Annotated in this window: 9 protein-coding genes; 3 read left to right on the forward strand and 6 right to left on the reverse strand. The window is 64.7% G+C overall.

Annotated features, from left to right (window positions below; genetic code table 11):
• Positions 1-3: 3 nt before the first annotated feature.
• Positions 4-876: a transporter substrate-binding domain-containing protein gene (locus ACO076_RS03325; protein ID WP_421725314.1), complete on the reverse strand. Its 873-nt coding sequence runs from the start codon at positions 874-876 to the stop codon at positions 4-6.
• 342 nt (positions 877-1,218) lie between these two features.
• Between ACO076_RS03325 and ACO076_RS03330 the strand changes: the two genes are divergently transcribed.
• The gene (locus ACO076_RS03330; RefSeq protein WP_421725315.1) at positions 1,219-2,787 is read left to right on the forward strand and encodes a glycosyltransferase family 2 protein; all 1,569 of its coding nucleotides are present in this window, start codon (positions 1,219-1,221) and stop codon (positions 2,785-2,787) included.
• Between the two features lie 27 nt (positions 2,788-2,814).
• On the opposite strand, the gene ACO076_RS03335 is transcribed toward ACO076_RS03330, so the two are convergent.
• Positions 2,815-3,090, reverse strand: coding sequence for a metal-sensitive transcriptional regulator (locus ACO076_RS03335; protein WP_421725316.1), 276 nt, complete (start codon positions 3,088-3,090; stop codon positions 2,815-2,817).
• Positions 3,091-3,139: 49 nt separating this feature from the next.
• Between ACO076_RS03335 and ACO076_RS03340 the strand changes: the two genes are divergently transcribed.
• On the forward strand, positions 3,140-5,407 hold the full coding sequence (locus ACO076_RS03340) for a heavy metal translocating P-type ATPase (RefSeq protein ID WP_421726663.1): 2,268 nt from the start codon (positions 3,140-3,142) through the stop codon (positions 5,405-5,407).
• A 20-nt stretch (positions 5,408-5,427) separates the two neighbouring features.
• Positions 5,428-6,783, forward strand: coding sequence for an amidase (locus ACO076_RS03345; protein WP_421725317.1), 1,356 nt, complete (start codon positions 5,428-5,430; stop codon positions 6,781-6,783).
• A 40-nt stretch (positions 6,784-6,823) separates the two neighbouring features.
• Here ACO076_RS03345 and ACO076_RS03350 read toward each other — a convergent pair whose 3' ends face one another.
• Genes ACO076_RS03350 through ACO076_RS03365 form a run of 4 tightly spaced genes read right to left on the reverse strand, consistent with a single transcriptional unit; the run spans position 6,824 to position 12,258 of the window.
• On the reverse strand, positions 6,824-7,039 hold the full coding sequence (locus ACO076_RS03350; protein ID WP_421725318.1) for a formate dehydrogenase subunit delta: 216 nt from the start codon (positions 7,037-7,039) through the stop codon (positions 6,824-6,826).
• Complete coding sequence (fdhD, locus tag ACO076_RS03355) at positions 7,026-7,913, reverse strand: formate dehydrogenase accessory sulfurtransferase FdhD (protein ID WP_421725319.1); 888 nt, start codon at positions 7,911-7,913, stop codon at positions 7,026-7,028. Before fdhD ends, ACO076_RS03350 begins: the two co-directional genes overlap by 14 nt.
• On the reverse strand, positions 7,849-10,692 hold the full coding sequence (fdhF, locus tag ACO076_RS03360; protein WP_421725320.1) for a formate dehydrogenase subunit alpha: 2,844 nt from the start codon (positions 10,690-10,692) through the stop codon (positions 7,849-7,851). Before fdhF ends, fdhD begins: the two co-directional genes overlap by 65 nt.
• Before the next feature lie 9 nt (positions 10,693-10,701).
• Complete coding sequence (locus ACO076_RS03365) at positions 10,702-12,258, reverse strand: formate dehydrogenase beta subunit (protein WP_421725321.1); 1,557 nt, start codon at positions 12,256-12,258, stop codon at positions 10,702-10,704.
• Positions 12,259-12,376 lie beyond the last annotated feature (118 nt).

Raw genomic sequence — 12,376 nt, forward strand, 5'->3', positions numbered from 1 at the left:
CGCTCAGAAGAAGCCAACCGGAAAGTACCGCAGGTAAAGTTCGGCGTAGGTGCCGTTCTCGAACAGGCTGGCCAACGCGGAGTCGATCGCCTGCTTCAGGTCGACCGCGTCACGCGGCAGGGCGACGGCCATTCCCTCGCCGAAGAAGCGGGATTCGAGGTAGGGACCGCCGATGAAGCGACAGCAACCGTCGGCAGCTTCGCTCTGCAGCCAGAAGCTGAGTTGCATGCCATCGCCGAAGAAGGCATCCGCCTCTCCGTTCCGCAGCGCCGCCCGCGCCTCATCGACGGTCGGATAGAGCTTGCGCCCGACCTCAGGGAAAAACGCCGCCAGATAAGCTTCGTGCGCTGTTCGCGCCACCACGGCCAGAGTCTTGCCGGCCATTCCATCGGCTGTGAGTGCAAACGGCTCCATGTCCGCACGCGTCGCGAACCGCCCGGGCGTGCGCAGATAGACGTCGGAGAAATCGAGTAGCTCACGCGCGGCAACGGTGATGGCAATGCCGGCGAGGACGGCGTCCGCATTGCCGTCCTCGAGGGCCCGCAGCAAGTCGTCCCATTCCCGTGCCTGGATCGTGCAGCTTATGTCGAGTTCCGCGCAGATAGCGCTGGCGAGGTCGACGTTGAAGCCGGTCAGCCGGCCGTTTTCGTCGAGAAACCCGAACGGCGGGAAATCATCGGTAGTGAGGAAACGGATGGCCTGCACCGATCCGGCCGGCGGCCGCTCGACCCGCCGTTTGGGATCCCAGAACGTGGGGATCGAAAGAACCGGGTCGTCTGAGCCGCCCGGTTGCTGCGCTGCCGGCGGCTGAACAAAGGCCAACACCACCACTGCCGTCGTCGCCAGCCGACCGATCCACCTGTTCAATTCAGCCATTCATCTTTTCCGAGCATTGAACGCCATTTCTCACTTCACCTCATGGTGGTTTTGGGGTGAAATATGGTCTTTGACGTTGCCGGGTGCGGCACGGGCAAACTGACCGTACCCGTTTGGGGGGGCATTGTGCGGCGGGATCCGATCGATCAGCCGTTGGCGGTCAAGCCACTGGGCGGTGAAAACGCGATCTTTCGGGCGAGAGCTCGCCGACTCGGCCTCTCCTTTACATCACAGGTGGACCTCGGACCTAACCCCTATACCAGCATTGAGGCCATTGACACCGGTCTCTTCGCGATGTCCGCGGGCGGCGGTATGGCATATCTCGCGCCGCCGGAGCCGATGATGGCCGACATCGCTCAGTGGCTGCGGCTGAATCCAACGGCGAGGCCCCGCGTCGCGATTACGACACCAACAGCCGTACGCGCGGCGCTTCGCCAGGCGGGTCGGCATCGCTACGGCGCCGAGGCCTTACACCGGCTCGAAGCAATCGACACCGATGTGTCGGCGAAACGAGTCGTCACCGGACGCCAAGTCTCCATTGCTGCGGCTCTCATCATGATCCTTGTAGGAGCCCTGGTTGCTGCGCCAATCGCGACGCTGATCGTTATCGATCTGATCGCCGCAACGTTCTTCCTGAGCGTGTCCCTGCTGCGCTTCGCTGCCGCCGGCCGTGTTCCGAGGCGCTTACCTAGGCCGCTTCTGCCGGCTCGCGACAAACGTGACCTGCCCACCTACACCATTCTCATCCCGCTGTTGCAAGAAGCCCATCTGGTCGCCGAGCTCGTCGAAGCCATGGACGCCATCGATTGGCCTCGCGATCGTTTGGACATCAAGCTGATCGTCGAGGAGGGCGACCTTCCCACCCGAGCCGCCGCAGTGCGGCTCACCAACGGTACACCTTACGAAGTCATCATCGTGCCGGCGATCGGCCCGCAAACCAAACCGAAGGCCTTGCAATACGGCCTGATCTTTGCCCGCGGATCCTTTGTGACCGTCTTCGACGCGGAGGATCGCCCCGACCCGCAGCAACTCAGGGAAGCGTATGCCACCTTTTGCCGGTGCGAGGGCGACATTGCCTGCCTCCAGGCGCCGCTCCTCGTCGACAACCCAGACGCCAGCTGGTTGTCACGCTCGTTCGCGGTCGAATATTCGGGTTTGTTCGACGGCCTGCTGTCCGCGTTGTCTCGCTTCCGATTGCCGTTGCCGCTGGGCGGGACTTCGAACCATTTTCGCCGGGACGTTTTGGAGGCCGTTGGTGGCTGGGACCCCTACAACGTCACCGAGGACGCCGACCTCGGCATCCGGCTCGCGCGCAACGGCTATCGCGCCGCGACCTTGACCTTGCCAACCTACGAGGAGGCCCCGGCGCGGCTCTGGCCATGGATCAAGCAGCGATCCCGTTGGTTCAAAGGATGGATGCAGACCTGGCTGGTTCACATGCGCCATCCGATCCAACTGGCCAAAGACCTCGGGATTCGCCAATTCCTCGGCTTCAACCTGATCGGCCTCGGCATGATCGTCTCGGCGATCGCCCATCCGATCTTTGTCGCAACGCCGATCCTGCTGATGCGCAACCCCATCGGCCTGTGGGATCAGGCCGGCACGCTGACTGCCGTCGTGGTGGGCATCAATATCTTCAATCTCATCGCCGGTTACCTGGCCGTGTGGGTCCTTTCGCTGCGAACGACCCGCCTAAGGCGCCGGTTTCCGATCCTGCCTGCCTTGCTGGGCTTGCCGCTCTACTGGCTGCTGATGGCTCTCGCTTGTCTGCGAGCCGCTGTGCAGCTGGTCATTCGCCCTCACGCCTGGGAGAAAACGCCCCACGTCGGCCAGCGCGGGCGGACGCGAAGGCCGGCCCATCCTGCACCACGCCGGGTCTGGCCCGCGGTGACTCAGCCGGACACGCGTTGATTGGCGCCGCATCGGCGAATTCGGCGATTACCGGTCGCTTCGTTCCAGTACGGTGATCAGCTCGTCCACCTTGCGCTGGCGTTCGTCCGGATCGCCGCTACGCACCGCGTCGGCGACGCAATGGGCGGCGTGATCGCGGATCACTTCGGCCTCGATTCGGCGTAGCGCCGCCCGCACCGCCGCGATCTGGGTGACCACGTCAATACAATAGCGGTCGGCCTCGACCATCCGTGCGATTCCCCGCACCTGCCCCTCGACCCGGTTAAGGCGCTTGCGAACCGAATTCTTGGTGTCCTCTTGCATTCTGTTATTATATACCCTAGGGGGGTATATGTCGAGAAATGATATCCAAATGGCCGTAACCGAAACCGAGACGAAGCAGGAAAACGCCGAGACTCCTATCAAGGACCCGGTGTGCGGCATGTCCGTTAACGCTGACGGCAGCGAACCCACCCATGTTCACGACGGCGACACCACGCCGCCGAAGCCGGTCGCGCCGGCCGGGACGCTCTACACGTGCCCGATGCACCCGGAGGTCGTGCGCCCCCAACCGGGCGACTGCCCGATCTGCGGCATGGCACTTGAGCCGATGGTCCCGACCGCTGCAGACGCGCCGAACCCCGAGCTGATCGACATGCGGCGACGCTTTGCCGTCGCGGCCCCGCTGGCGGCGCTCCTGTTGATCGTCGACATGACCAACCACTTCTTCGGTATCGATCTCCTGCCGTTCCTTGCCCCGCATGAGCAGCAGTGGGTGCAACTGGCCGTGGCGACCCCGGCGGTGTTGTGGGGCGGATGGCCGTTCTTCAAGCGCGGCGCCGCGTCGCTGAAGACCCGCAACCTCAACATGTTCACGCTGATCGCAGTCGGTACCGGCGCAGCGTTCGTTTACAGCCTGGTCGCGGTCCTCGCGCCGGGTATTTTCCCAACCGCCATGCAGAACCACCATGGGGTCGTGCCGGTCTATTTCGAGTCGGCCGCGGTCATCGTGGCGCTGGTTCTCCTCGGACAAGTGCTGGAGCTGAACGCCCGCGAGAAGACCGGCGGCGCGATCCGCGCCCTGCTCGATCTGTCCCCCAAGACCGCGATGCGGGTGACCGCTGAGGGGGAAACGGAAACGGTACCCCTCGATCAGGTCAAGGTCGGCGATGTGCTTCGCGTCCGGCCAGGCGATCACGTGCCAATCGATGGTCGTATCGTCGAAGGCCAGAGCGCCATCGATGAATCGCTGATCACCGGCGAACCGCTGCCTGTGACCAAATCGGGCGGCGACCCGGTGACCGGCGGAACCACCAACACCACGGGCGCGTTCGAACTCAAGGTCGAACGAACCGGCGCCGAGACGACATTGGCTCAGATCGTCGCGATGGTGGCCGCAGCGCAGCGCTCGCGGGCACCGATCCAGAGCCTCGCCGATCGGGTCTCCGGCTGGTTCGTACCCGCCGTCATCGCGATCGCGGTCATTGCCTTTGTCGTCTGGTGGGCCGTCGGCCCCGAGCCGGCGCTCGCCCACGCGCTGATCGCGGCGGTCAGCGTGTTGATCATCGCCTGTCCGTGCGCGCTGGGCCTCGCCACCCCGATCTCGATCATGGTGGCCACCGGCCGTGGTGCCCAGGCCGGCATTCTGGTCCGCAGCGCCGAGGCGCTGGAGCGGATGGCACGGATCAATACGGTCGTCATCGACAAGACCGGTACGCTCACGGTCGGCAAGCCGACACTCACGAGCATCGAAACCGTCTCCGGATTCCCGGAACCGGTCCTGCTGCGGCTCGCCGCCGCCGTGGAGGCGCAAAGCGAGCATCCGCTGGGCGCGGCCATCGTCCAAGCGGCAAGGGAGCGCGGCACGCCAATCGGCAAGGCCAGCGATTTCCAGGCGATCGCCGGGCAGGGCGTCGTTGCGACGGTCGATGGTCGCACGGTTGCCGTCGGCAATGTCGCGCTGATGAAGGCACGCGGCGTTGCGGTGCGGGAGCTCGAGGACGCGGCGGTCTGGCGGCGTGAGGCCGGGGAGACGGCGATGTTTGCGGCCGTGGACGGGACATTGGCCGGGGTCCTGGCCGTTTCCGACCCGATCCGGGAGACGACCCCGGCGGCGCTCAAAGCGCTCCGGCGCCGCAGGATCAAAGTCATCATGGCAACCGGCGATTCTCGCCCGACCGCCGAACATGTCGCCGCGGCACTCGGGATCGATACCGTCCATGCAGAGGTCCTGCCGGAAGACAAAGCCCGGATCGTCACCGAGCTTCAGAAGACGGGCGCCCGGGTGGCAATGGCCGGCGATGGCGTCAACGACGCCCCGGCCCTGGCGGCGGCGGACGTCGGCATCGCCATGGGCGCGGGCGCGGACGTGGCCGTCGAGAGCGCCGGGATGACCCTCATGACCGGCGACCTCGGCGGTATCGTCCGTGCACGGCGGCTGGCGGTCGTCACCATGAGCAACATCCGCCAGAACCTGTTCCTCGCCTTTGTCTACAACACGCTCGGAGTCCCAGTGGCCGCCGGCGTCCTGTTTCCGTTCTTCGGGATCCTGCTGTCGCCGATCATCGCCGCCGCGGCGATGAGCCTGTCATCGGTGTCGGTGATCAGCAACGCATTGAGGTTGCGGCGCGTCAGGCTCTAGCGATGCGGATCGGGACAAAGATGCCCAATGAACTCGCCGACCTAGACGCGATTGAAGCTCTCGACGACATGGCGCACGGTTTGGTTTCCGCCGGGGAGGTCTGCGATTCGTGCCTGAAGCGAATCGCCGAACGCGAATCCGATGTCGGTGCCTTCGCCCATCTCGATCCAGATCATGCCCGGCGCCAGGCGGAAGTGCGTGACAAACGCCGCGCAGCCGGGTGCGCAGTCGAAGCACTGGATGGGATCCCAGTGGCACTGAAGGACATTGTCGACACCAAGGACATGCCGACCGAGAATGGCACACCGCTGGATGCTGGGCGTTGGCCGACCGAGGACGCCGTCATCGTCAAACGGCTACGCCAGGCCGGCGCTGTGCTCATGGGCAAGACGGTCACCACCGAACTGGGGTCCAAGCATCCTCGTGGTACCCGTAATCCGCACAACCGCGAACATACGCCCGGCGGCTCGTCTTCGGGTTCGGCGGCGGCGGTCGCGGCCGGCATGGTACCACTCGCCATCGGAACTCAAACCAACGGGTCGGTGATCCGCCCCGCCTCCTTCTGTGGGATTGTCGGCTTCAAGCCGAGTTTCGGGCTCATTCCCCGTGGCGGTGTCCTGCCGCAGGCGCGCCCGCTTGACACAATTGGTGCCTTCAGCCGTTCGATCGCTGACGCAGCGCTAATCATCGATGTACTCGCCGGCCATGATCCAAGCGACCAGGATTCGCTCCACTCTGCGCCAGTCCGGCTGCTCGATGTTCTTCGAACCGAGCCACCCGGCACACCCAAGCTGGCCTTCGTCAAAGGACCCGCCTGGCATCTGGCAGCACCGCACACCAAAGCCGGTTTCGCGGAGCTCGCCGAGGCGCTTGGCAACGATTGTGAGGAAGTCGTCCTTCCTGATGAGTTCTCCGATGCTGAGGAAATGATCTTGACGTTGATGTTGGCCGGATTAGCCAAAAACTATGGCGACTACCGCCGCCGCGGCGCGAACCAACTTAGCGACTTCATGCGCGAAGCGATCAAGAGAGGTGAGCAGATCGCGGCGATTGACTATCTTCACGCGCTCGACGTGCGGGACCAGCTGATGGCCACGCTGAACCTTATCTTCGAACGCTACGATGCCATTCTAACACCGGCGGCCGTCGGCGAAGCGCCACATGGTTTGGATACCACCGGGGACCCGGCCTTTTGTAGCCTCTGGTCGTTTTGTGGCGTTCCGGCCGTGTCGCTACCGCTTCTCGAAGGACCCAATCGCCTACCGGTTGGCGTTCAGTTGGTCGGGCGCCGCGGCGACGACGCTAAGCTCTTGCAGGCCGCACTGTGGCTGCAGTTGACGCTCGGTGACGACTTGAAGCCAAACAAGGCGGCGTGATAGCGATGCGGCCTCCACACGAAGTTGTTCCGACCGCCCCCTACTGACCGTCGCGCAGAGCTTCCACTGCCTCGCGCACCGGCGGATCGAGATCGTCGCCGCCTTGATCGACATAGGCGATGATCTCCGCGCGCATCTGCGGATCCCAGAATCGGCGGAGGTGGTCAGCGATCCCCTCGACCGCGGTCGCGCGATCGGCCGTGACGAAGAACCGGCCGATCTGGTTGGCCATGTAAACGAGCTTAGGAAGCCACATGATCCGGCGACCGGACGATCCGCTTCGGATGGGTAAAGACCTCAAAGCCATCGCGACGGGCAACACCGACCAGCGTGATCCCGATCGCCTCGGCCGTCTGCACCGCCAACGCTGTCGGGGCGGACACGGCGATGATCACGGGCGCCCCAATCATCGCAGCCTTTTGCACCAGTTCGACCGACAATCGGCTGGTGAGAACGAGTAGGCCGTCGCTTGGTACGACGTCGGTGCGGGCCAGGGCGCCCGCCAGTTTGTCGAGCGCGTTGTGGCGGCCAATGTCCTCGCGCACGGCGACGATACCCCCGCCGGCAGTCCAGAACGCTGCGCCGTGAACGGCACGGGTCTCCGCGTTGAGCTTCTGGCGGCGTTCAAGTTCGCCCAGCGCGGCGAACACCGATGACGGCTCGAAGGCCGCCTTGGATGCCACGCCCGGCAGCGACCGCATCGCTTCCTCGAGCGACTCGATCCCGCAGAGGCCGCACCCAACCGGTCCCGCAGCCCGGCGTCGGCGGTCGGCAAGAGCCCGGGCCCGGCGGTCGGAGAGACGGATACGCAGCTCGATGCCGATTTCCTGGTGAACGATTGCGACGTCCTCGATATCGCCAACCGAATCGACGATGCCTTCCGTCAAACAGAAACCGGCCGCGAAATCCTCGAGGTCGGCCGGCGTCGCCATCATCACCGCATACGTGGTTCCGTCGTAGACGAAAGCGACCGCCGTTTCTTCGGGTACGGTCCGCGTGCCGGAGACCGGAGCTCCGTTCCGCCAGCCGGCAAAGGGGACCGTCCGGGCGCCATCCGGCAAGGTGCTACTCCGCCGGCTCGGCGACCGGCACGACCTGGCGGCTTGCCTCCGACTTTGCCTTGTAGGCATCCTGCCAGTCGGTTGGTCCGTTGGACGGCGAGACCTGCACGGCGGTGACCTTGTACTCCGGACAGTTGGTCGCCCAGTCCGAATACTCCGTGGTCACGACGTTGGCCTGCGTGTCGGGGTGGTGGAAGGTGGTGTAGACGACGCCCGGCGCCACCCGCTCGGTGAGCGTCGCGCGCAACGCCGTCGCGCCGACGCGGCTTTGCAGCTTCACCCAATCACCCTCGCGGATGCCGCGCTGTTCCGCATCGTGGGGATGGATTTCGAGCAGGTCCTCCTCATGCCAGACGGCGTTGGCCGTCCGCCGCGTCTGGGCGCCGACATTGTACTGGGTGAGCACGCGACCGGTGGTCAGGAGCAACGGGAAGCGCGGCCCGGTCCGCTCGTCGGTGGGGATGTACTCGGTCACCATGAACCGGCCCTTGCCGCGCACAAAGGTATCGGCATGCATCACCGGTGTGCCGGTCGGCGCATCGTCGTGGCAGGGCCACTGAATCGACCCGTGTTCGTCGAGCTTGGCGAACGACACGCCGGCGAAGGTCGGAGTCAATTGGGCGATCTCGTCCATGATCTCGGACGGATGCGCGTAGGCCATTTCCAGGCCCATGGCGTTGGCGATGGCCAGTGTGATCTGCCAGTCCTCCATACCGGAGCGCGACTCCATCACCTTGCGCACCGGCTGGATTCGCCGTTCGGCGTTGGTGAAGGTGCCGTTCTTCTCCAGGAACGTTGATCCGGGCAGGAACACATGGGCGTAGTTGGCAGTCTCGTTGAGGAACAGGTCCTGCACGACGACGCATTCCATGGCCTCGAGGCCGGCGGCGACGTGCTGCGTATTCGGATCGGACTGAAGGATGTCCTCGCCCTGGATGTAGATTCCCTTGAAGGTGCCGTCGACCGCCGCATCCAGCATGTTGGGAATGCGCAAGCCCGGCTCGTCTTCGAGTTCGATGCCCCAGAGCGCCTCGAACGTCGAGCGGACAGCGTCGTCGGAGACGTGCCGATAACCGGGGAGTTCGTGCGGGAACGATCCCATGTCGCAGGCGCCTTGGACGTTGTTCTGGCCCCGCAGCGGGTTCACGCCGACGCCCGGCCGGCCGATGTTGCCGGTGGCCATGGCCAGATTGGCGATTGCCATCACCGTGGTCGACCCTTGGCTGTGTTCGGTGACCCCGAGACCGTAGTAGATCGCTGCGTTGCCACCCGTTGCGTAAAGCCGGGCCGCATCGCGGATCGTCTCGGCGGGTACGCCGCTGATCGCTTCAACCGCGTCCGGGCTGTTGCGCGGCTCGGCGATGAAGGACGCCCAGTCCTGAAACGCCTCCCAGTCGCAGCGCTCGCGAACGAAATCCTCGTCGACGAACCCTTCGGTGACCACGACATGGGCCAACGCATCGAGGATCGCGACATTGGTGCCAGGCTTCAGCGGCAGGTGATGATCGGCCTCGACGTGCGGCATGCGGACAAGGTCGATGCGGCGCGGATCGATGACGATCAGCCTGGCCCCTTCGCGCAGACGCCGCTTCATCCGCGAGGCAAAAACCGGGTGACCGTCGGTCGGGTTGGCACCGATGACGACAATGACGTCGGTGTGAGCAATGGAATCGAAATCCTGCGTTCCGGCCGAGGTGCCGTAGGTGGTCTTCAGCCCATAGCCGGTCGGCGAATGACAGACCCGGGCGCAGGTGTCGACATTGTTGTTACCGAAGCCGGCCCGAACCAGCTTCTGCACCAGGAAAGTCTCCTCGTTGGTACAGCGCGACGAGGTAATGCCGCCGATCGCGCCACGACCGTGTGTGGTCTGGAGCCGCGTGAACTCAGACGCGACCCGCGCGATCGCCTCGTCCCAGGACACCGTTCGCCAGGGCTCGTCGATGCGGTCGCGGATCATCGGCTCAAGCACACGCTCGCGATGACTGGCGTAGCCCCAGGCGAAGCGCCCCTTCACGCAGGAGTGGCCGCGGTTCGCCTTGCCGTCCTTGTAGGGAACCATGCGCACGACTTCGTCGCCGCGCATTTCCGCCTTGAAGGCACAGCCGACCCCGCAATACGCGCAGGTCGTCACCACCGAGCGCTCCGGCTGACCGATCTCGATCACCGACTTCTCGGTGAGCGTCGCGGTCGGGCAGGCCTGGACGCAGGCGCCGCAGGAGACGCATTCGGACTCCAGAAACGACTCTTGCATACCCGGCGATACCACCGACCCGAAACCGCGGCCGGCAATCGTCAGCGCGAAGGTGCCTTGCACCTCTTCGCAAGCCCGCACGCAGCGGGAACAGACGATGCATTTGTCCGGGTCGTAGCTGAAGTACGGATTGGACTCGTCCTTCTCCGGCGCCGGGTGCTTGTTGTCGTAGCCGTAGCGCACCTCCCGCAAACCGACGGCGCCGGCCATGTCCTGCAACTCGCAATCGCCATTCGCGGCGCAGGTCAAACAGTCGAGTGGGTGGTCGGAGATGTAGAGTTCCATCACCCCGCGCCGCAGACGCTTGAGCCGCTCCGTCTGGGTGCGCACCGCCATCCCCTCGACCACCGGTGTGGTGCATGACGATGGTGTACCGTTGCGACCCTCGATTTCAACGAGACACAGCCTGCAGGAGCCGAACGCCTCAAGACTGTCGGTCGAGCAGAGTTTCGGGATTTCGGTGCCCATTTCCATGGCGGCGCGCATGATCGACGTGCCTTCCGGCACGGTAACCGTCACACCATCAATGGTCAGCGTCACCTCCTTGTCGCTGGCCATGTGCGGCGTGCCGTAGTCGATCTCACGGATCAGCGGCATCGTCTCCTCCTACTGTGCCGCCTCGGGCCGCTCCTCCAGCCCGAAATCCTCAGGGAAGTGCCTGAGCGCGCTCATCACCGGATACGGCGTGAACCCACCGAGCGCGCAAAGCGAACCATACTTCATGGTTTCGCAAAGGTCTTCCAGAACCATGATATCGGCAGCCCGATCGGCTGCGGCAAGGATTCGGTCGATGGTTTCGACGCCACGGGTCGAGCCGATCCGGCAGGGCGTGCACTTGCCACAGGATTCGAAAGCGCAGAATTCCATGGCAAACCGCGCCTGTCGCGCCATATCGACGGAATCGTCGAAAACGACAATGCCGCCGTGGCCGATCAGCCCGTCACGAGCGGCGAACGCCTCGTAATCGAAAGGTGTGTCGAACAGAGCCGGCGGGAAATAAGCGCCCAGCGGCCCGCCGACCTGAACTGCCCGAACCGGCCGGTCATTCCAGCAACCGCCACCGATGTCATCGACGAGGTCTCCCAGGGTCAATCCGAAGCCGGTTTCGAACAGGCCCCCATATTTCGCCATCCCCGCCAACTGGATCGGCATGGTACCGCGCGAGCGACCCATGCCGAAATCGGCATAGGCTTCAGCGCCTTCGGCGAGGATGAATGGAACGGCGGCGAAGGAGAGAACGTTGTTCATCACGGTGGGCAAGCCGAACGCGCCCTTGTGGGCCGGCAGGGGTGGACGGGCGCGCACCACGCCGCGTTTTCCCTCCAGGCTCTCCAGCAGTGCCGTTTCCTCGCCGCACACATACGAGCCAGCGCCAACACGGATTTCGATGTCGAAGACGAGGCCCGATCCGTCGATGTTTTCGCCGAGGCGGCCGGTTTCGCGGGCCGTGGCGATCGCCGCCTCCATCACCGCGATCGCGTCGGGGTATTCGGAGCGGATGTAGATGAACCCTTTGGTGGCGCCCACTGCCAGCGCCGCGATGGTCATACCTTCGATCAGGACGAACGGGTCACCTTCCATGATCATCCGGTCGGCAAACGTACCGGAATCGCCCTCGTCGGCATTGCAGACGATGACTTTCCGCTCGGCCTGGGCGTCAGCGACTGTGCGCCACTTGCGACCGGTCGGGAATCCCGCGCCGCCACGGCCTCGAAGGCCGGATGCTTCAACCACGTTGATCGTTTCACTAGCCCCAAGCGAAAACGCCCGGGCCAACCCGGCATAGCCGCCGTGCGCTCCATAGTCGGCGAGCGACAGCGGATCGATAATCCCGCAGCGCGAAAAGGTCAGTCGTGTCTGGCGTTTCAGCCACGGAATCGTTTCGGTGGAGCCGAGATGTGCCGGATGGCTTCCGCCGTCCAAAAATCCGGCGTCGAACAGGCTCGCGACATCATCGTCGGTCACCGGCCCGTAGGCGACCCGCCCCGCCGGGGTTTCCACCTCGACCAACGGCTCGGCCCAGTAGAGGCCCCGCGATCCGGTTCGGACCAGATCGATATCGATCCCACGTCGTCGCGCTTCCGCACCGATCGCCGCTGCGACTGCATCGGCGCCGACCGCAACGGCAGCGGAGTCCTGGGGGACGTAAACGCCTAACGACACAAGCAGTTTTCTCCCGCCGGCAACGCCGGCTTACTGCCCACAGGCTAGGGTTTGGTGCATCGCTGTCAACGTCGGCAAGCGAGGGCCCTGAGCAAAACGCACCGCGCCAGCCGTCACA

This window comes from Bauldia sp., assembly GCF_965232525.1.
Classification (GTDB): Bacteria; Pseudomonadota; Alphaproteobacteria; order Rhizobiales; family Kaistiaceae; genus Bauldia.

Excerpts from the sequence above, each read along its gene's own strand:
- ACO076_RS03325 (WP_421725314.1), bottom strand. The coding sequence starts at position 876 with ATGGCTGAATTGAACAGGTGGATCGGTCGGCTGGCGACGACGGCAGTG.
- ACO076_RS03330 (WP_421725315.1), top strand. The coding sequence starts at position 1,219 with ATGGCCGACATCGCTCAGTGGCTGCGGCTGAATCCAACGGCGAGGCCC.
- ACO076_RS03335 (WP_421725316.1), bottom strand. The coding sequence starts at position 3,090 with ATGCAAGAGGACACCAAGAATTCGGTTCGCAAGCGCCTTAACCGGGTC.
- ACO076_RS03340 (WP_421726663.1), top strand. The coding sequence starts at position 3,140 with ATGGCCGTAACCGAAACCGAGACGAAGCAGGAAAACGCCGAGACTCCT.
- ACO076_RS03345 (WP_421725317.1), top strand. The coding sequence starts at position 5,428 with ATGCCCAATGAACTCGCCGACCTAGACGCGATTGAAGCTCTCGACGAC.
- ACO076_RS03350 (WP_421725318.1), bottom strand. The coding sequence starts at position 7,039 with ATGTGGCTTCCTAAGCTCGTTTACATGGCCAACCAGATCGGCCGGTTC.
- fdhD (WP_421725319.1), bottom strand. The coding sequence starts at position 7,913 with ATGCCTACAAGGCAAAGTCGGAGGCAAGCCGCCAGGTCGTGCCGGTCG.
- fdhF (WP_421725320.1), bottom strand. The coding sequence starts at position 10,692 with ATGCCGCTGATCCGTGAGATCGACTACGGCACGCCGCACATGGCCAGC.